Origin of the sequence: Streptomyces sp. MspMP-M5, from assembly GCF_000373585.1 — a bacterium.
GTDB lineage: Bacteria > Actinomycetota > Actinomycetes > Streptomycetales > Streptomycetaceae > Streptomyces.
Genome location: NZ_KB891885.1, coordinates 59741 through 77524, shown reverse-complemented (window position 1 = coordinate 77524; position 17784 = coordinate 59741). Strand labels below are relative to the sequence as shown.

Genomic DNA, 17784 nt, shown 5'->3' with positions numbered 1-17784 from the left:
TTGAACGGCTCCACCGACCGGACCTCCCACCCTGACCGCGTCTGGTCGGTGGCCGAACACCTCGACGACATCCTGGCCCGGCTCAGCCCGCCGGCCCCGGTCACCCGGCAACTCCTCGACGCCCAGGGCTGCGTCCTCGCCGACGACCTCACCGTCCCGCTGCCGCTGCCGCCGTTCGACAACAGCTCCATGGACGGCTACGCGGTCCGCGCCGCCGACGTCGCGGACGCCGCCGAGGACGCCCCGGCCACCCTCACCGTCCTCGGCGACGTCGCCGCCGGCAGCGGCGAGCCGCCCACCGTCGGGCCCGGACAGGCCGCCCGCATCATGACCGGCGCCCCGGTGCCGCCCGGCGCCGACGCGGTGGTCCCCGTCGAGTGGACCGACGGCGGCACCGGCCGGGGACCGGCCGCCACCATGCGCGCCCACAGTGCCGCCCCGCAGGACGCCGGCGGCGAGGTCCGGGTGCACCGCCCGGCCGCCGCCGGCGCCCACATCCGCCGCACCGGCAGCGACGCGAAGGCCGGCGAGCCGGCCCTGCCGGCCGGCACCGTCCTCGGCCCCACCCAGCTCGGCCTGCTCGCCGCCCTCGGCCTGGACACCGTCACGGTCCGCCGCCGCCCCCGGGTCGTCGTGCTCTCCACCGGCAGCGAACTCGTCCCGCCCGGCGAGCCGTTGGGCCCCGGCCAGATCCACGACTCCAACAGCTTCCAGCTCACCGCCGCCGCCCGCGCGGCCGGCGCGCTCGCCTACCGCGTCGGCGCCGTCGCCGACGACGCGAAGACCCTCCGCGCCGCCCTGGAGGACCAGTACCCCCGCGCCGACGTCCTCGTCACCAGCGGCGGCGTCAGCGTCGGCGCGTACGACGTCGTCAAGGAGACCCTGAGCGGGCTCGCCGCCGACGAGGGCCGGGTCGAGTTCCGCCGGCTCGCGATGCAGCCCGGCAAGCCCCAGGGCTTCGGCCTGATCGGCCCCGACCGCATCCCGCTGCTCGCCCTGCCCGGCAATCCCGTCAGCTCCTACGTCTCCTTCGAGCTCTTCGTCCGCCCCGTCATCCGCACGCTCATGGGCCACCCCGAGGTGCACCGTCGCACCGCCCGTGCCCGCCTCACCGAGCCGCTCGGCTCCTCGCCCCGCGGCAGACGGCAGTTCCTCCGCGGCACCCACGACCCGGTGGCCGGCACGGTCACCCCCGTCGGCGGCAGCGGCTCCCACCTCATCCGGGCCATGGCCCGGGCCGACGCCCTGATCGTCGTCCCCGAGGACACCACCGACCTCCCCGCCGACGCCACCGTCGAGGTCATCCCGCTCGATCCCTGCTGACGCCCGACGGGAGCACCGGCAGCGCACCGCCCGCATCGGGTGCGCTGCGCCGACCGGGGGTACGGTGTCGTCCCACAGGCGGCAGTACGACCGGGAGAACGATGAGCAGCGGCCAGCAACACCTCACCCATGTCGACGCGGCCGGCGCGGCCCGCATGGTCGACGTCTCGGACAAGGACGTCACCGCCCGGACCGCCCGCGCCAGCGGCCGCGTCCTGGTCGCCCCGCGCGTCGTCGAGCTGCTGCGCGGCGAGGGCGTCCCCAAGGGCGACGCCCTGGCCACCGCCCGTATCGCCGGCATCATGGGCGCCAAGCGCACCCCCGACCTCATCCCGCTGTGCCACCCGCTGGCCGTCTCCGGGGTGAAGGTGGACCTCTCCGTCACCGACGAGGCCGTCGAGATCACCGCCACCGTGAAGACCACCGACCGCACCGGCGTCGAGATGGAGGCCCTGACCGCCGTCTCGGTCGCCGCGCTCACCGTCGTCGACATGGTCAAGGCGGTCGACAAGGCCGCGGTGATCTCCGACATCCGCGTTGAGGAGAAGACCGGCGGCAAGTCCGGCGACTGGAGCCGGCCGTGAGCCCCGCCCGCGCCCTGGTCGTCACCGCCTCCAACCGCGCCGCCGCAGGCGTCTACGAGGACAAGGGCGGCCCGCTGCTCGCCGACGGCCTGACCGCCATGGGCTTCGCCGTCGACGGCCCCCGGGTGGTCCCCGACGGCGGCCCGGTCGAGGCCGCCCTGCGCGAGGCCGTGACCGCCGGCTACGACGTGGTGCTCACCACCGGCGGCACCGGCATCTCGCCCACCGACCGCACCCCCGAGGCCACCGGCCGGGTCCTGGACTACGAGGTCCCCGGCATCCCCGAGGCGATCCGCGCCGCCGGCCGCGCCAAGGTCCCCACCGCCGCCCTCTCCCGCGGCCTGGCGGGCGTCGCCGGCCGCACCCTGATCGTCAACCTCCCGGGCTCGACCGGCGGGGTGCGCGACGGCCTGGCCGTCCTCGCCGACCTCCTCCCGCACGCCGTCGACCAGATCCGCGGCGGCGACCACCCCAGACCCTCCGGGAGCCCCAGCTGAACACGCCCTGGCCGGTGGTCCTGACGGACGGAGAGATCTCCCTCCGCCCCATAAGGCTGCGCGACCAGCGCCCCTGGCGCGAGGTCAACCGCCGCAACCGCGACTGGCTGCGCCCCTGGGAGGCGACCGTGCCGCCGGCCCCGCCCGGCGTCCCGGTGCCGCACCGCCCCACCTTCCGGCAGATGGTCCGGCATCTGCGGGCCGAGGCGCACGCCGGCCGGATGCTGCCGTTCGTCGTCGAATACCGCGGCCGGCTGGTCGGGCAGCTCACCGTCGCCGGTATCACCTGGGGCTCGATGTGCTCGGGCCATATCGGTTACTGGGTCGACCAGGAAGTCGCCGGGCGGGGCGTCATGCCGACCGCGGTGGCGCTCGCCGTCGACCACTGTTTCCGCACCGTCGGACTGCACCGCATCGAGGTCTGCATTCGGCCGGAAAACACCCCCAGCCGTCGCGTGGTGGAGAAACTCGGCTTCCGCGAGGAAGGCATCCGTCCGCGCTACCTCCACATCGACGGCGCCTGGCGCGACCACGCGGTTTTCGCGCTGACCGCCGAGGAAGTGCCCGAAGGGCTCCTCAACCGCTGGCGGAGCCGACACCCCGGCGCATCCAACCGCACCGACACATCCCACAAATAAAAAACCTGTTCGAATTAGGGCCCTGTTACCCCGCCCTCGGTGCCCCATTCACCACAACTCCATCGCAACAATCACAAAAAAAGTTCGAGATATCAGCCAGATCGTGCGACACACCGGCCCAATTGGCGGATGGCCCCACGCAAACCCCTCTACCGTGTGAGTTGTGAGAAGCAGCGGCCTCATCTATGCAGTCATCGTCGGGGCCTGGGCCGCCTATTTGGTGCCGATGTGGCTCCGTAGACAGGACGAGCTCAACGAAGCCCGTCCCACCGAGCGCTTCAGCACGGCCATCCGGCTCCTGTCCGGACGCGCGGCCATGCAGCGCCGCTACGACAAGGAGCACGGGGCGTCCCCCGCCGACGAGACGGGCGAGGAGCCCGAACCGGACGCCGCGGACGACCCGGCCGGCGACCGGTCCTTCGGCGACCCCGCACCCGCCCCGGCGCCCGACAACATCTCCACCCGCGCCCACACCGCCCCGCCGCGCTCCTCGCTCGCCGAGCGCACCAAGCGCGCCAAGGTCCTGGCCCGCCGCCGGCGCACCATCTCCGTCCTGTTCCTCACCTTCACCTCCGGCGCCGTCGCCGCGGCCGTCGGCGGCCTGCCCCTCCTCTGGGCCCCCGCCCTGCCCGCCGTGCTCCTGACCGCCTACATCGTCTATCTGCGTGCCCAGGAGCGCCGCCGCTTCGTCTTCACCATGGACCAGCGCAAGGCGGAGGCGGCAGCACGACGGCTGCGTGAGGGCCGACCCCGCCCTCACGAGGCGGCCGACCAGCCGCCCGCCGACGACCACCGGCCCGACGCCCGCGCTGACGCCGCCGAGGCCGCCCCCGAGCCCTCCCGCCCTGCCCCGCCCCCGCACACCGCCGGCGCCCGCGCCCTCGTCGAGGAGACCGACCACGCCGAGTGGGTCGACCAGCAGCGCGAACGGGAGCGCCCGCGCCCCGCCGCCGGCAGCTGGGAGCCCGTCCCGGTCCCGCTGCCCACCTACGTCACCGCGCCGGTCGCCCCCCGCGCCACCAGCCACGTCGACCTGGACGCCGACGACGCCTGGAGCTCCGCCCGCTCCAGCTCCGTCCCCGAGCGCCCGCAGCCCGACCCCGCGCAGGACCGCCCCACCCACCCGGGCCGCCGCGCCCGCGGCCGCACCCCTCTCTTCGACCAGTACGAGGACGAGGACCGCCCACGCGCGGCGAACGAGTGACGGGCGCCCCACTGACCAGCACCGGAAGCGATTTCCGAGCACGGCGAACGGGATGCTAGAGTTTCACTCGTCGCAAGGGCCTGTGGCGCAGCTGGTAGCGCACCTCGTTCGCAACGAGGGGGTCAGGGGTTCGAGTCCCCTCAGGTCCACTTTGCGTTGAAGCCCCCACCGGGAATTTCCGGTGGGGGCTTTTTGGTGTGCGTGGGGAGTGGGGTCAGCGGGGCACGTGGAGGAGGGTGTTGAGGACGGGGGTGGGGCCGTCTTCGGTGGAGAGGTGGTGGGCGGCGGACTGGGCTTGGGTGCGTAGGGATGCGGTGGTGGTGGCTTCGGTGAGGGCGGTGGCCAGGCGGGTTGCGGCTTCGTCCAGGGGGAGCTTGGTGAGGGTGGGGAAGGGGAGGGCGGGGGTGGCGGCGCCCAGGGAGGTCAGGCGGGCGGCCCAGAAGGGCTGGTCGGCGGTGAACGGGACGGGGACGGAGGGGATGCCGGCGCGGAGTGCGGCGGCGGAGGTGCCGGCGCCGCAGTGGTGGACGGCGGCGGCCACGCGGGGGAAGAGGAGGGCGTGGGGGACGGGGGTGGGCACGGTGAGGATGTCGTCGGAGGGTGAGTCGGCGGCGGTCAGGGCGGCGTTGCCGGAGAGCAGGACGCCGCGGAGGCCGGCGCGGCGCAGGGCGCGGACGGCCAGCGCGCTGAGGCGTTCGGCGTCGTCGGCGGCCATGCTGCCGAAGCCGAGGGAGACCGGCGGCGGGCCGGCGTTGAGGAAGTCCTCCAGGGCGGGCGGGAGTTGGGCGTCCGGGGCGAGGTGCGGCCACCAGTAGCCGGTGATGTCCAGGCCGGGGCGCCAGTCGGCGGGGCGCGGGACGAGAAGTTCGCTGAAGCCGTGCAGGACGGGCCAGTTGGCGGCCTCGACGCGGCGGCGGACCGCGCCGGGGGTGGCCGGCGGCAGGCCCAGGCGGGTGCGCAGGGCCCGTGCGGCGCCGGTGTAGAGGCGGTCGACGACGCGGAGGGAGAGGCGGCCGGCGGCGCGGTTGCCCCAGCCGCCGAGTGAGCGGCCGCCGCTGACGACGGGGGAGAAGGCGCGGGTGGGGGCGGTGGGTTGGAGGTAGGCGCCGACGGACGGGATGTCCAGGGCCTCGGTGAGGTGCCAGCCGAGCGGGGCCGTGGTGGTGGAGAGGAGGAGCAGCTCGGTGTCGGGGGCGACGGCGTCGGCCATGCCGGTGCCGAGCTGTTCGATGAAGGCGGCGGCGCGGCGCATCAGGGCGCGGCGGGTGGTGGGCGTGCCGGCGGTGTCCGGGTCCGCGGGGTGGGCGGCGCGCGGGTCGGCGGGGAGGCTGCGGAACTCCAGGCCGGCGGCGCGGACGACGGGGGCGAAGCCGTCGTGGGTGGCGAGGGCGACCTCGTGGCCGGCGGCCCGGAGGCGGGCGCCGAGGCCGGTGTACGGGGCGATGTCGCCGTAGGAGCCGGCGGCGGTGATGAGGATGTTCACGGTTCGGCCTTGGGTCGGGGGGCGGTGGTGCCGGTCGCCGGGTCGGCGGTGGGTGCCGGGGGCGACTGGCGGACCGCGTTGGCATGGATGGCGGTGCGTAGATACGGGGCGAGGCCCGGGCGTTGTTCGGTGGGCGGGACGATCAGGGCGAAGGCGCGCGGATCGGTGGCGAAGTCGTCGGCGATCCGGCCGTGCATGTCGGTGGCGCACGGGGCGAACCACCGGGTGAGGTGCCGGCGGTGCTCTTCGGCGAGGTCCATGGCGACTTCGCCGTCGGCCGGTTCGCCGGCGTCGAAGGCGGCGGTCAGGCGGGCCCGCCAGTCGGCGGCCTCGGCCATGATCTGCGCCCAGTCGTCCTTGGAGTGCGCGGCGGCCCGGGCCATCGAGCGCCGGTAGCCGTCGCTGTCGCGCCACTTGCGGTCGGCGTCGGTGGCGTAGGTCAGGTCGAACGCGATCTCGCCGAAGACCTCGAAGCGCTCCTCCGGGGTGAGCCGGACGCCGGTCTGCTGGACCTCCATGGCCTGCTCGGCGACCTCGACCAGGCGCTGCAGCCGGTTGATCTCCTCGGTGAGCCGGCGGTGCCGGGCGCGCAGCTGGTCCAGGGCGTTGGCCTGGGGGTCCGCCAGGATCGCGGCGATCTCGTCGAGCGGGAAGCCGAGTTCCCGGTAGAAGAGGATCTGCTGGAGCCGGGCGAGGTCGGCGTCGCTGTAGAGGCGGTAGCCGGCGGGGCTGCGGTCGCTGGGCCGGAGCAGGCCCGTCTTGTCGTAGTGGTGCAGGGTGCGGACGGTGACCCCGGCGAAGGCGGAGACCTGGCCTACCGGGTATCCCATGGGGGTGCCTTTCTGGTGCGGGAGCGGGTGGAGCGCAGTGGGTGGGGCGTGGGTGTGCGGTGGGGCGCGCGCCGGGTGTGGTGCGTGCCCTGTGGCACATGCCCTGTGCCGTGCACAAGGGTGGAGCCTGACGTGACGTGAGGGTCAAGGGAGGGACGGCGGTGGCGCGGGTGGCGGGCGGTGTCGGTGGTGCGGTCGGACGCCGGTTTCGCGGGGACCCCGTTACATTTGTCGGGAAACAGGTATTCGCTCGTGTGTACGCATCTGTACATTCTCGTGTACGCAGGGTGCGTTCGCCTGATGGGCAGGGTGCACCTGAGGTGCGGGGTGTGCCCGGTGCGCAGGCCCGTCCGCCGTTCCCCGTCCCGAAGGAATCCGTGAGACCAGCAATCGCCACCGCCCGGGCCCTTCGGGCCGCCGGGGCCGCGCTGCTCGTGGTGCTGCTCTCCGCGGTGGTCGCCGGGTGCGGCGGGCCGGATCCGCTGCTGCGGGACGAGGGGCCGGCCGTCGCGCCGACCGCGCGCACCGGCCCCGTCTACGCGGCGGGCGACGCCGGCCGCCCGCTGCAGCGCCCGTCCTCCCTCCCGTTGGGCGGCTCGGCGCGGCTGACCGGGCTGCGCTGGGAGTCGTGGGGCGGGGCGACCGCGGTGGCCGGCGGCGGGCTGGTCGGGGACTGGTGCGCGCCGGCGTGCGTGCGCCGGCCGTACCAGGTGAAGGTCACGCTGAGCGGGCTGCAGCGGCAGGAGGGCTTCGCGTACTACTCCAGCGCCGGGGTGGTCGCGCCCGAGGTGCACGGTGCGAAGGCCGCCGAGCTGGGGCGGGTGAGTCTGCACCTTCCTGACGTCGAGTAGGCGGGCGGCCCCGGGGTCCGCAGACGCGGGCGGCGGGGCGGGATGCCGACGGCGACGAGTCGGCGACGGCAGGAGCGGAAGAGACGGCAGGAACAGAAGAGACGCGGGAACAGAAGAGACGGCAGAGACGGCAGAGACGGAAGAAGGGAACGGATGGGGCTGCGCGCCAAGATCGGCATCGCGATCTCCGCCACCGCGGCGGTGGTCGCGGTCCTCGTCGGCGTCCTCGTCCACCAGCACACCGTCAACGCCCAGCTCGACCTGGCCGGGGGCACTCTCGACAGCCGGCTGCAGACCACCGTCCAGGACCGGGCCGCCGGGATCGACACCGGGCGCGGGCTGATCAACCCCCCGGATCTGCCGGGCCCGTTGAGGGCACTGGTCGACGGCGGCCGGCGGGGCGTCTATCTGGAGCAGGGCGGCCGCACGCCGTATCTGTGGGCGGCCACCCGGCAGGGCTCGGACATCGTCGCGCTGAAGCGGCCCTACGACCGGGAGCAGCAGACCGTCGAGGCGCTGGACCGGATCCTGTGGGTGGCCGGGGCGGCCGGTACGACGCTGGGCTGCGTCGTCGGGCTGCTGGTCGCGCACCGGCTCGGGCGGCGGCTGACGGCGTCCGCGGCGACCGCCCAGCGGATCGCCGAGGGGGATCTGGGCGCGCGGCTGCCGCTGTCCGGCAACGACGAGGTCGCACAGCTCACCGCGGCCGTGAACACCATGGCGGAGGCGCTCGCCGGGCGGCTCCGGGCCGAGCGCGATGTCACCGCGAACATCGCGCACGAGTTGCGGACCCCGGTCGCCGGGCTGGTCGCCGCGGCCGGGCTGCTGCCGCCGTCCCGGCCCGCCGAGATGGTCCGGGAGCGGGCCGAGCGGGTGCGCGGGCTGATGGAGGACGTGGTGGAGGTGGCCCGGCTGGACGCCCGTACCGAGGAGGCGGACCGGGAGGTGCGGCCGCTGGGGGAGCTGGTGCGGCGCGCGGTGGCGGCGGCCGGCCACCCGGGCACGGGCGGGCCGTCGATGGGCACCGCGTCCGGGAGTGCGGCCGCCGGCGCCGAACGGGCGCCCGCCGACGGGGAGATACGGGTGCGGGTGGGCGCGGACGGGCTGGTGGAGACCGATCCGCGGCGGGTGGAGCGCATCGTGGTCAATCTGATCAGCAACGCCCGGCGGCACGGTGCGGCGCCGGTGACCGTGGAGGCCGACGGCGGGGTGATACGGGTGCGGGACGCCGGCCCCGGCTTCCCCGAGGAGCTGCTGGCGCACGGCCCGCAGCGGTTCCGCAGTGGCGGCGGCCGCGGTGGGCCCGGGCTGGGTCTGGGGCTGACCATCGCGGCCGGGCAGGCGCGGGTGCTGGGCGCCGGGCTGCGGTTCACCAATCCGCCCGGGGGCGGGGCGCTGGCCACCGTCGATCTGCGGGCGGCACTGTGCCCGGGGGCGGACGGCGAGGAGCCGCACCCCGGAGGGGAAGGCGAGCCGGGCGGGGAAGGCCACGGCCCGGCCCACGGCGTGCCCGACGGGCCGGGGCCGGACACCCCCTGACCGCCGCGCCCTCACCCCCCGAACTCACCCCTCCGAAAAGCGGTCCTCCAGCACGGAGTTCAGCAGCGCCCGGACGTCCTCGCGGTCCAGGCCCTCGGCGCGGGCGCGGTCCATCCAGCCGCGCAGCTCCTCGCGCAGCACGGCGTCGGCGGCCGAGTCGGGCCGGGCCAGGGTGCGGCTGACGAACGTGCCGAGACCGGGCCGCGGCTCGACCAGGCCCTCGCGCTCCAGCTCGCGGTACGCCTTGAGCGTGGTGTTGGGGTTGACCTTGGTGCTGGCGGCGACCTGCGCGGCGGTGGGCAGCCGGTCGCCCTCCACCAGGATGCCCAGCCGCAGCGCCTGCTGGACCTGCTGGACGATCTGGAGGTAGGTGGCGACGCCACTGCGGCGGTCGATCCGGAACTCCACGGCGCTCACCGCCTCTCTGCCTCTGTGCGTGGTGCGGCCCCGGCCGGGCTCGCCGACCGATTGATCATCGGGCTGCCCGCGGTGGGTGTCAAAGCGTCGCCGGGCCGGTGCCGGGCGCCCGTTCAGAGCGGCCGCCGGTGGGCCCGCCACACCACGAACGCCAGCACCACGGCGGTCAGCGCCAGCAGGATGCCCGCGCCGAGCCACTGCATCCCCGGCATCTGGTCGTAGGAGAAGTACTGGGTGACGTTGTTGACGATGCCCAGCTTTGCCCGGCAGGCGTCGGGGTGGGCGTTGTGGACGCAGGTGCCGAAGCCGAAGAGCCGGCCGTCGGCGGTGGCCACCCAGTCGTCCATCCGGACCGTGTCGGCGGCCAGGTGCGGGCCGTCGCCGTGGTACGGGTAGGTGGTGCTGCGCAGGGTGCCCAGGACCGGCCGCACCTTGGCGCCCCAGACCACGCTGACCGCCGCCGCGGCGACCGCGGTGGCCAGCATCGCCGGCACCACCCGCTTGATCAGCTTGCCCAGGGCGACGCCGCAGGCGGTGAGGAAGAGGGTCTTGGCGACCAGCATCGGGCCGGTGACGTCGAACGGGCCGCTGGTGAGCCAGTCGCCGCTCACCACCAGGGAGTGCGCGGGCGACCAGAGCCACTGGAAGACCGCCGACAGCAGGACGGTGCACACCGTGACGACGGTCAGCGGGAGGGCGAGCGTCGCGGCCAGCCAGCGGCCGCGGCTGACGGACTGGGTGGTGACCAGCCGCAGGGTGCCGCGCTCCAGCTCGGACGAGATCAGCGGTGCGCCCAGGAAGACGGCGACCAGCACCGGCACCATCTCCAGGAACTGCAGATCCCTGCCGAACGCCGAACCGAAGCGGCTGCGGAACTCCTCGTCGAGCGTCGTCCCGCCGGCGTCGTGGCCACCGAGGAAGCCCATCAGCCCGATCCGCTGGTACGAGAACAGCGCGCAGGCGGCGAGGGTGACCAGGATGCCGGTGAGCAGCGCCGTGCGGTGCCGGCGCCAGACCAGCCAGAGGGTCCCGCGCAGCGGTCCGGAGGTGGTGCCGCCGACCGCCGCGGCCTCGTGGGTGGTGGCAGTGCTCATGCCGCGGTCTCCTTCCGGGACTCGTCCACGATCAGGGCGGGTGCCTCCGGGGCGCGCATGCAGGCCAGCAGGATCTCCTCCAGGCTCGGCGTCAGGGTGTCCCAGGCGGCGTCGGGGGCGGCTTCCGGGCGGTCGGCGAGCGGTCCGGCCGGCCGGACCATGGCGCTGAACTGCCGTCCGCTGACGCGGGATTCGACGACGGTGTGCCGCTCGGCCAGCTCCCCGGGGACCCGGCCGTCGACGGTCCGCCCGGTCACCAGGGTGTGCGCGGGCACCAGTGCCTCGGTCGGGCCGGCCATCCGCAGCCGGCCGCCGGCCACGACGAGGAGGTGGTCGCACATCTCCTCGACCTCGGTCAGCATGTGGGACGACATCAGGACAGTGGTGCCGTGCTCGGCGGCCTCCGCCATCAGCAGCCCGGACAGCTCGTCGCGGGCCAGCGGGTCCAGGTCGGACATCGGCTCGTCGAGCAGCAGCAGCTCCGGGCGTTTGCCGAAGGCGAGCGCGAAGGCGACCCGGGTGCGCTGGCCGCCGGAGAGGGTGCCGATCCGCGCGGCCATCGGTATCGCGCCGCCGCGGACGATGCGTTCGGCCAGCGCCTGGTCCCAGCGCGGGTTCAGCTCGCGGCCGAGCCGGAGCGTCTCGGCGACCGTGAAGCGCGGGTAGAGGGGCTTGTCCTGCGCGAGGTAGGCGACGCGTTCCCGGGCGGCGGGGTCGCCGACCGGGACGCCGCACAGCCGCAGCGTGCCGGTGGACGGCTCGACCAACCGGGCCGCGATGCCCAGGAAGGTGCTCTTGCCGGCGCCGTTGGGCCCGACCATGGCGCAGACGCGGCCGGCCGGCAGCCGGAAGGAGAACTCCTGGAGCGCCCACCGGCCACGGAATCGCTTCCCCAGGTCGTCGGCCTCGATCGCCCAGGGGCCCGAGCTCGGGTCGTGCACGCTGATCCCCCCTTTAACTAGTTAATTAGTGGAATGAGTATGGGGAGTGGCGCGGGAGGTGTCAAAGGCGGGATCGCCCCAGGCTGCCGCCGCGGGGGGCCAGGCGGCGGGCGTGCGGCGGATCAGGCGGCGCTGACCAGCTGCTTTGCCATGCAGCGACTGGACTCGTAGGTCCGGTAGTAGCCGAACTTCTCGACCGTCGCATATCCGCTGGAGGCGTACAGGGAGAGCGCCTCGGGCTGCTCGGTGCCGGTCTCCAGCACCATCCGGGTGCGGCCCGCGGCCCGGGCGTCCGACTCCAGCGCGGCCAGGATTCGCCGGGCCAGCCCGCGGCCGCGGGCCTGCGGCACCACGAACATCCGCTTTATCTCGGCGTCCCCGACGGCGTACCCCTCGGCGACGTCCTCCTGGACCCGCCAGCCGCCGGTGGCCAGCGGTGCACCGTCCTCGTACGCGATCAGGTACAGGCCGCGCGGCGGCACGAACATCTCCGGTGCCAGCGGCGTCAGGTCGCCGTCGCCGTACCGCCGGACGTACTCCTGCTGCACCTGCTCGGTGAGCCGGGCCGCGTCGGGGTGGTCGTAGCGGACGGGACGTATCTCCATGAGGCGAAGGGTACGGAAGCGCCGCCCGTGACCGAAGGGCAGGGCGGGCCCGGTGGGGGTGAGGTGGACCACCCCCTGATGGACCGCCTCACTTGCTGATGGAGTTGGAGCAGCCGATGATCGGGAGCAGGTTGGTGGACTGGAGGCCGCTGCCGACCCCGACGGCGCCGACGGCGTCGACGGGGAGGACTGTCCTGAGGCACGAACTGGACTGCCTGATGCCGAGCAGGTCGCTGTCGGCGTGGGCGGTGCCGGTGCCCAGGAGGGCGGCGCCGCACAGGAGGGCGGCGGCGGTGGTGGTCCGGCGAAGGTTGCGCATGGTCGTCTCCAAGGGGTGCTTTGGTGCGCTCTGATGTCGGTTGACTTCATAGAGTGACGAAAGGGTAATCGGAGGAGCGGTGGCTCGGCCGGTGCCGCGCCGTGGGGCGCCCGCACGCCCGCCCGTCTCGTCGTATGCGGGGTGGGCCCGGCCGGCGGGCGCCGGGTTAGGGTGCCGGGATGCTGACCGTGACCTCTGTGAACGTGAACGGGCTGCGGGCCGCGGCCAAGAAGGGCTTCGTGCCGTGGCTGGCCGGGACCGATGCCGATGTGCTGTGCCTCCAGGAATTGCGGGCCGAGACCGTCCAGCTGCCGGAGGAGGTGCGGGAGCCGGCCGGCTGGCACACCGTGCACGCGCCGGCCGCCGCCAAGGGCCGGGCCGGGGTCGCGCTCTACACGCGGCGGGAGCCGGACCGGGTGCGGGTCGGCTTCGGGTCGGCGGAGTTCGACGGCAGCGGGCGGTACGTCGAGGCCGACCTGCCCGGGGTGACGGTGGCCAGCCTCTATCTGCCGTCCGGCGAGGTCGGCACCGAGCGGCAGGACGAGAAGGAACGCTTCATGGCGGAGTTCCTGCCGTATCTGGTCGGGCTGCGCGAGCGGGCCGCGGCGGACGGCCGCGAGGTGGTGGTCTGCGGTGACTGGAACATCGCTCACCGGGAGGCCGACCTGAAGAACTGGAAGGCCAACCAGAAGAAGTCCGGCTTCCTGCCGGAGGAGCGGGCCTGGCTGTCCGACGTGCTGGACGCGGAACGGGGCGGCTATGTGGACGCCGTCCGCGCGCTGCACCCGGACGCCGAGGGGCCGTACTCGTGGTGGTCCTACCGCGGTCGGGCCTTCGACAACGACGCGGGGTGGCGCATCGACTACCACATGTGCACGCCCGGTCTGGCGGCCCGGGCCGTCAAGGCGTACGTGGAGCGGGCGGAGTCGTACGACCAGCGCTGGAGCGATCATGCGCCGGTGACGGTGGTGTACGAGGCGTAGCCGCGCCACCCGCGTCCGCTCCGTCCGGTGTGCTCCGGCCGCCGGCCAGCAGGTGCTCCAGTTCGGTGCGGATGCGGCGGTCCATGGCCATGGAGAGTTCGGCCTCGACGACGCCCTTGGCGAGCGGGCGGAGGTTCTCCACCGCCTCGGTGGCCCGGGGGAGGTCGTGGAGCGTGGTGACGAGGTGGCTGCGGATGAGGGTGGTGAAGAGGTCGGCGAGGGCGTCCGCGTGCGCGCGGACCCGGCCGCCGGCCTCCAGTACGGCGGCGAGCGGGATGCCCTGGGCGACGAGGCTGGTGGAGGCGTCCAGCAGGCGCCGGCTGATGTGCACGAACTCGTCGCCGTCCACGGCCAGATAGCCGAGCGCGAGCGAGGCGGTGAGGTTCGCCGGGGTGACCTCGCCGCTGAAGTGGTCGGCCAGCTCCTCGGGGGTGAGGCGGACCGGGGTCTCCTCGGACCAGGGGGTCAGCAGCGGGCTGGGGAGGCCGAGGAGTTCGCCGACGTCGCGGCCGGTCTCGAAGGCGGTGAGGAGTTCGGCGATCCCGCCGAGGGTGTGGCCGCGCTCCAGGAGGGCGGCGATGGTGCGCAGGCGGGCGAGGTGGTGTTCGTTGTACCAGGCGATCCGGCCCTCCCGGCGGGGTGGCGGGATGAGCTTGCGCTCGCGGTAGAAGCGCAGGGTGCGGACGGTGATGCCGGCCTCCCGGGCCAGGTCGCCCATGCGGAACTCGCGCTCCTTCGGGGCGCTTTGGGGATGCGGGTCCCCTTGGGGGGTGCGGGTGTCCGCGTCCCGGGGGCCCTGGGGGGTCGGTGCTGCCGCCTGGTCTGCCACGGGGCCAGCCTATGCGGGGCGGTGCCGGAGGGCCTCGGGTGTGACCAGAGGTAACTTCCCCTCGTTCGACCCCTACCGCTCGGTACGTGACTGTCCTACGCTCCAATCGTGCCAATCGCGCCAGTGATTGCTGGCGCGATTGGGAGACGGTGAAGCGTCGACTCGGGAGGTGGCGGCGGCATGGCCGACGACGGGCAGCGGCATGTGCGGGTGGCGGTGATCGGATCGGGGTTCGGCGGACTGGGGGCCGCCGTGCGGCTGCGGCGCGCGGGGATCACCGACTTCGTGGTCCTGGAGCGGGCGGACTCGGTGGGCGGCACCTGGCGGGACAACAGCTATCCGGGGTGCGCCTGCGACGTGCCCTCGCACCTGTACTCGTTCTCGTTCGCGCCCCATCCGCAGTGGCCGCGCAACTTCAGCGGGCAGCCGCACATCCGGGCGTACCTGGAGCGGGTGACGGACACCTTCGGGCTGCGGCCGCATCTGCGCCTCGGCGCCGAGGTGCGCGCACTGCACTGGGACGGCCGGGAGCTGCGGTGGGAGATCGACACCGCCCAGGGGCCGTTCACCGCGGAGGTGGTGGTGTCGGCCACCGGGCCGCTCTCCGACCCGCAGATCCCCGACATCCCGGGGCTGGCGGACTTCCCCGGCAAGGTCTTCCACTCGGCGCGCTGGGACCACGACTACGACCTGCGGGGCAAGCGGGTCGCCATGGTCGGCACCGGCGCCTCGGCGATCCAGATCGTGCCGGCGATCCAGCCCGAGGTCGGCCGGCTGACGGTGTTCCAGCGGACCCCGCCGTGGGTGATGCCGCGGGCCGACCGGCGGATCACCGGGCCGGAGCGGTGGCTGCACACCAAGGTGCCGGCCACCCGCCAGCTGCGTCGCCAACTCCTGTGGGGCATCCGGGAGATGCAGGTCGGCGCGTTCACCAAGCGGCCCGGCCGGCTGGGACTCGTCGAGGCCCTCGCCAAGTCGCACCTGCACAAGGCGATCAAGGACCCGGAGCTGCGCGCCCGGCTGACGCCGGACTACCGCATCGGCTGCAAGCGGATCCTGCTGTCCAACACCTGGTACCCGGCGCTGACCCGGCCCAACGTGGACGTGGTGACCTCCGGGCTGCGCGAGATCCGGGGCAACGTCCTGGTCGCGGCGGACGGCACCGAGACCGCGGCGGACGCGATCGTCTTCGGCACCGGCTTCCACGTCACGGACATGCCGATCGCCCACCGGGTCACCGGGGCCCGCGGCACCACCCTCGCCGAGGAGTGGAAGGACGGCATGGCGGCGCTCCGCGGCACCAGCGCGGCCGGTTTCCCCAACTTCCTCACCATCATCGGGCCCAACACCGGCCTGGGGAACAGCTCGATGATCCTGATGATCGAGTCGCAGCTGAACTACCTCGTCGACTTCATGCGCCAACTGGACGTCCTCGGCGACGGGATCGCGCTGGACGCCCGGCGGTCCGCGGTCGACGAGTGGACCCGCACCATCCAGCAGCGGATGCAGCGCACGGTGTGGAACACCGGCGGCTGCGACAGCTGGTACCTGGACGCCAACGGGCGCAACACCACCGCCTGGCCGGGCACCACCGCCGAGTTCCGCCGGGCGACACGGCAGGTGGACCTCGCTGAGTACGAGGTGATCCGGCCGCCGCGGCGGCGACCGGACGACGAGCCGACACCGGCCGCCGCGGGCCGGACGACCGCGGAGGAGGTGGCAGCGTGAAGCGGCCGGCACACCTCACCCGGGGCCGCTACGCCCCGCCGGTGCCCCGCAGGACGCTGGAGGTCACCTCCGCCGACGGGTCCCGGCTCCACGCCGAGGTCCACGGCCCCGAGGGCGCCCCGGCGGTGGTCCTGGCGCACGGCTGGACCTGCTCGACCGCGTTCTGGGCGGCGGTCGTCCGGGAACTGGCCGACGACCACAAGGTGATCGTCTACGACCAGCGGGGCCACGGGCGCAGCCCGGCCGCACCGCCCGCCGGCCACAGCACCCGCGCGCTCGCCGACGACCTCGTCGCCGTCCTGGAGCAGAGCCTCGCCCCCGGTGAACGGGCGGTCGTCGGCGGCCACTCCATGGGCGGGATGACGATCATGGCCGCCGCCGAGCGGCCGGAGCTGCGCGAACGGGCCGCGGCCGTCCTGCTGTGCAGCACCGGCTGCGCCGACCTGGCCGCCGAGTCCCGGGTGTTCCCGCTGCCCACCCCCGGCGGCCGCCGGCGGGCGCACCGGCTCCTGCTCGGCTCGCGCGCCCCGCTCGGCCCGGTCTCCCCGGTGGCCAGGCACGCCCTGCGGTACGCCACGATGGGCCCCGGGTCGAGCGCCGAGCAGATCGAGGCGTGCGCGCGCATCGTCCACGCCTGCCCGACCGGCGTCCGCGCCCGCTGGGGCATGGTGCTCTACCACCTCCAACTGACCCGTGGCGTCGCCCGGTTGGAGGTACCGACCGCGGTCCTCGCGGGCACTGCGGACCGGCTCACCCCGTTCGTGCACGCCCGGCGGCTGGCCTCGGTCCTGCCGCAGTGCGTGGGGCTCACCGAGCTGCCCGGCCTGGGCCATATGACCCCCGTCGAGGACCCGGACGCGGTCGCCGGACGGCTGCGGGAACTCGTCCGCGACCACCTGGCCGACGCCGCCGCCCCGCGCGGCGAGCGCCCGGCCGCAGGGCAGCAGACCGAGCGGCAGCAATCCGAGCAGCAGAAGCAGGAACGGCCGAAGCAGGAACGGCAGAAGAGGGAGGAGGCGGCGTGAACGGAAGCAAGCTCGACGGGCAGGTCGTGGTCGTCACCGGCGCGGCGCGCGGGGTCGGGGCGCTGCTGGCGCGCAAGCTGTCGGCGCGCGGGGCGACCCTCGCGCTGGTCGGCCTGGAGCCGGACGAACTGCGCGCGGTCGCCGCCTCGTTGCACGGCCCGGCCCACCACTGGCACGCCGACGTCACCGACCACGAGGCGATGTCCCGGGTCGCCGAGGAGGTGCGGCTCCGCTTCGGGAAGACCGACGTGGTCGTCGCCAACGCCGGGGTGGCGACCGGCGGCCCGTTCACGGACTCCGACCCGGTGGCCTGGCGGCGCGTCATCGAGGTCAATCTGATCGGCAGCGCGGTCACCGGCCGGGCGTTCCTGCCGGCGCTGGCGGCGTCCCGTGGCTACTTCCTCCAGATCGCCTCGCTCGCCGCGCTCACGCCGGCGCCGATGCTGAGCGCGTACTGCGCCTCCAAGTCGGGCGTGGAGGCGTTCGCGCACAGCCTGCGGGCCGAGGTCGGGCACAAGGGCATCCGGGTCGGGGTCGGCTATCTGAGCTGGACCGACACCGACATGGTGCGCGGCGCCGACCGCGAGGACCTGATGCGGGAGTTGCGCGCCCGGCTGCCCTGGCCGTCCAACAAGACCTATCCGCTCGGCCCGGCCGTGGACCGCCTGGTGGCCGGCATCGAGCGCCGCTCCGCGCATGTCTACGGGCAGTGGTGGCTGCGCGGGATGCAGTCGGTGCGCGGCTACCTTCCCGGCGTCATCGGGACGGTGGGGCAGCGCGAGATGCGGCGGTTCGGGAACCGGCTCGACGGGTTCCGGGCCGGGCTCGTCGGCGCGGGCGGCGAGGCGGACGAGAAGGCCCGGATGAACGGCTAGGACCGGCCGGGGTGGTGGG

19 protein-coding genes and 1 tRNA gene are annotated in these 17784 nt (G+C 74.4%); 12 read left to right on the top strand and 8 right to left on the bottom strand.

Translation table 11 applies throughout. The features are described from left to right. From glp to B073_RS0113335, 6 genes are all read left to right on the top strand, one after another. Complete coding sequence (gene glp / locus B073_RS0113360) at nucleotides 1-1323, top strand: gephyrin-like molybdotransferase Glp (protein WP_018538601.1); 1323 nt, start codon at nucleotides 1-3, stop codon at nucleotides 1321-1323. Between the two features lie 101 nt (nucleotides 1324-1424). Beyond that, nucleotides 1425-1907, top strand: coding sequence for a cyclic pyranopterin monophosphate synthase MoaC (gene moaC / locus B073_RS0113355; protein WP_018538600.1), 483 nt, complete (start codon nucleotides 1425-1427; stop codon nucleotides 1905-1907). After that, nucleotides 1904-2404, top strand: coding sequence for a MogA/MoaB family molybdenum cofactor biosynthesis protein (locus tag B073_RS0113350; RefSeq protein ID WP_018538599.1), 501 nt, complete (start codon nucleotides 1904-1906; stop codon nucleotides 2402-2404). The genes moaC and B073_RS0113350 overlap by 4 nt, the downstream gene beginning before the upstream one ends. 14 nt (nucleotides 2405-2418) lie before the next feature. Further along, complete coding sequence (locus B073_RS0113345; protein WP_018538598.1) at nucleotides 2419-3042, top strand: GNAT family N-acetyltransferase; 624 nt, start codon at nucleotides 2419-2421, stop codon at nucleotides 3040-3042. A 163-nt stretch (nucleotides 3043-3205) separates the two neighbouring features. Further along, nucleotides 3206-4246, top strand: coding sequence for a hypothetical protein (locus B073_RS0113340; RefSeq protein WP_018538597.1), 1041 nt, complete (start codon nucleotides 3206-3208; stop codon nucleotides 4244-4246). A gap of 76 nt (nucleotides 4247-4322) precedes the next feature. Beyond that, nucleotides 4323-4395, top strand: a tRNA-Ala gene (locus tag B073_RS0113335). 65 nt (nucleotides 4396-4460) lie between these two features. Here B073_RS0113335 and B073_RS0113330 read toward each other — a convergent pair. Then, nucleotides 4461-5729, bottom strand: a complete 1269-nt coding sequence (locus tag B073_RS0113330; protein ID WP_018538596.1) for a glycosyltransferase — start codon at nucleotides 5727-5729, stop codon at nucleotides 4461-4463. Then, entirely contained in the window at nucleotides 5726-6559 is an 834-nt protein-coding gene (locus B073_RS0113325) for a MerR family transcriptional regulator (protein WP_018538595.1), read from the bottom strand. Before B073_RS0113325 ends, B073_RS0113330 begins: the two co-directional genes overlap by 4 nt. A 377-nt stretch (nucleotides 6560-6936) precedes the next feature. Here B073_RS0113325 and B073_RS0113320 point away from each other — a divergent pair, with 377 nt between their 5' ends. Beyond that, nucleotides 6937-7410 (top strand): hypothetical protein, encoded by a 474-nt coding sequence (locus B073_RS0113320; RefSeq protein WP_018538594.1) that lies wholly within the window; start codon nucleotides 6937-6939, stop codon nucleotides 7408-7410. 153 nt (nucleotides 7411-7563) lie between these two features. After that, on the top strand, nucleotides 7564-8949 hold the full coding sequence (locus B073_RS0113315) for a sensor histidine kinase (protein ID WP_018538593.1): 1386 nt from the start codon (nucleotides 7564-7566) through the stop codon (nucleotides 8947-8949). Nucleotides 8950-8973: 24 nt separating this feature from the next. On the opposite strand, the gene B073_RS0113310 is transcribed toward B073_RS0113315, so the two are convergent. The 5 genes from B073_RS0113310 to B073_RS42770 all read right to left on the bottom strand — a co-directional run bounded on the left by B073_RS0113310 (nucleotide 8974) and on the right by B073_RS42770 (nucleotide 12325). Next, entirely contained in the window at nucleotides 8974-9366 is a 393-nt protein-coding gene (locus B073_RS0113310) for a GntR family transcriptional regulator (protein WP_018538592.1), read from the bottom strand. A 113-nt stretch (nucleotides 9367-9479) separates the two neighbouring features. Then, entirely contained in the window at nucleotides 9480-10460 is a 981-nt protein-coding gene (locus B073_RS0113305) for an ABC transporter permease subunit (RefSeq protein WP_018538591.1), read from the bottom strand. Further along, complete coding sequence (locus tag B073_RS0113300; RefSeq protein ID WP_018538590.1) at nucleotides 10457-11401, bottom strand: ABC transporter ATP-binding protein; 945 nt, start codon at nucleotides 11399-11401, stop codon at nucleotides 10457-10459. The genes B073_RS0113305 and B073_RS0113300 overlap by 4 nt, the downstream gene beginning before the upstream one ends. A 122-nt stretch (nucleotides 11402-11523) precedes the next feature. Further along, complete coding sequence (locus B073_RS0113295; protein WP_026247336.1) at nucleotides 11524-12006, bottom strand: GNAT family N-acetyltransferase; 483 nt, start codon at nucleotides 12004-12006, stop codon at nucleotides 11524-11526. 88 nt (nucleotides 12007-12094) lie between these two features. After that, a complete protein-coding gene (locus B073_RS42770) occupies nucleotides 12095-12325 on the bottom strand; it encodes a hypothetical protein (RefSeq protein ID WP_018538588.1) in 231 nt (76 codons plus the stop codon). A 179-nt stretch (nucleotides 12326-12504) separates the two neighbouring features. Between B073_RS42770 and B073_RS0113285 the strand changes: the two genes are divergently transcribed. Beyond that, nucleotides 12505-13308: an exodeoxyribonuclease III gene (locus B073_RS0113285; RefSeq protein ID WP_018538587.1), complete on the top strand. Its 804-nt coding sequence runs from the start codon at nucleotides 12505-12507 to the stop codon at nucleotides 13306-13308. Here the strand turns inward: B073_RS0113285 and B073_RS39945 are convergent. Continuing rightward, nucleotides 13226-14026 (bottom strand): MerR family transcriptional regulator, encoded by an 801-nt coding sequence (locus B073_RS39945; RefSeq protein WP_018538586.1) that lies wholly within the window; start codon nucleotides 14024-14026, stop codon nucleotides 13226-13228. The two genes, B073_RS0113285 and B073_RS39945, sit on opposite strands and share 83 nt — an antisense overlap. A 291-nt stretch (nucleotides 14027-14317) precedes the next feature. Here B073_RS39945 and B073_RS0113275 point away from each other — a divergent pair, with 291 nt between their 5' ends. The 3 genes from B073_RS0113275 to B073_RS0113265 are packed head-to-tail and all read left to right on the top strand — an operon-like array spanning nucleotide 14318 to nucleotide 17765. After that, the gene (locus B073_RS0113275; protein ID WP_018538585.1) at nucleotides 14318-15865 is read left to right on the top strand and encodes a flavin-containing monooxygenase; all 1548 of its coding nucleotides are present in this window, start codon (nucleotides 14318-14320) and stop codon (nucleotides 15863-15865) included. Further along, complete coding sequence (locus B073_RS0113270) at nucleotides 15862-16890, top strand: alpha/beta fold hydrolase (RefSeq protein WP_018538584.1); 1029 nt, start codon at nucleotides 15862-15864, stop codon at nucleotides 16888-16890. The genes B073_RS0113275 and B073_RS0113270 overlap by 4 nt, the downstream gene beginning before the upstream one ends. Next, nucleotides 16887-17765: an SDR family oxidoreductase gene (locus tag B073_RS0113265; RefSeq protein WP_018538583.1), complete on the top strand. Its 879-nt coding sequence runs from the start codon at nucleotides 16887-16889 to the stop codon at nucleotides 17763-17765. Before B073_RS0113270 ends, B073_RS0113265 begins: the two co-directional genes overlap by 4 nt. The last annotated feature ends 19 nt before the right edge of the window (nucleotides 17766-17784 follow it).

Bases quoted from the DNA above. Each gene is read 5' to 3' on its own strand.
- moaC (WP_018538600.1), top strand. From the start codon at position 1,425: ATGAGCAGCGGCCAGCAACACCTCACCCATGTCGACGCGGCCGGCGCG.
- B073_RS0113325 (WP_018538595.1), bottom strand. From the start codon at position 6,559: ATGGGATACCCGGTAGGCCAGGTCTCCGCCTTCGCCGGGGTCACCGTC.
- B073_RS0113315 (WP_018538593.1), top strand. From the start codon at position 7,564: ATGGGGCTGCGCGCCAAGATCGGCATCGCGATCTCCGCCACCGCGGCG.
- B073_RS0113305 (WP_018538591.1), bottom strand. From the start codon at position 10,460: ATGAGCACTGCCACCACCCACGAGGCCGCGGCGGTCGGCGGCACCACC.
- B073_RS0113295 (WP_026247336.1), bottom strand. From the start codon at position 12,006: ATGGAGATACGTCCCGTCCGCTACGACCACCCCGACGCGGCCCGGCTC.
- B073_RS42770 (WP_018538588.1), bottom strand. From the start codon at position 12,325: ATGCGCAACCTTCGCCGGACCACCACCGCCGCCGCCCTCCTGTGCGGC.
- B073_RS0113285 (WP_018538587.1), top strand. From the start codon at position 12,505: ATGCTGACCGTGACCTCTGTGAACGTGAACGGGCTGCGGGCCGCGGCC.
- B073_RS39945 (WP_018538586.1), bottom strand. From the start codon at position 14,026: ATGGGCGACCTGGCCCGGGAGGCCGGCATCACCGTCCGCACCCTGCGC.
- B073_RS0113275 (WP_018538585.1), top strand. From the start codon at position 14,318: ATGGCCGACGACGGGCAGCGGCATGTGCGGGTGGCGGTGATCGGATCG.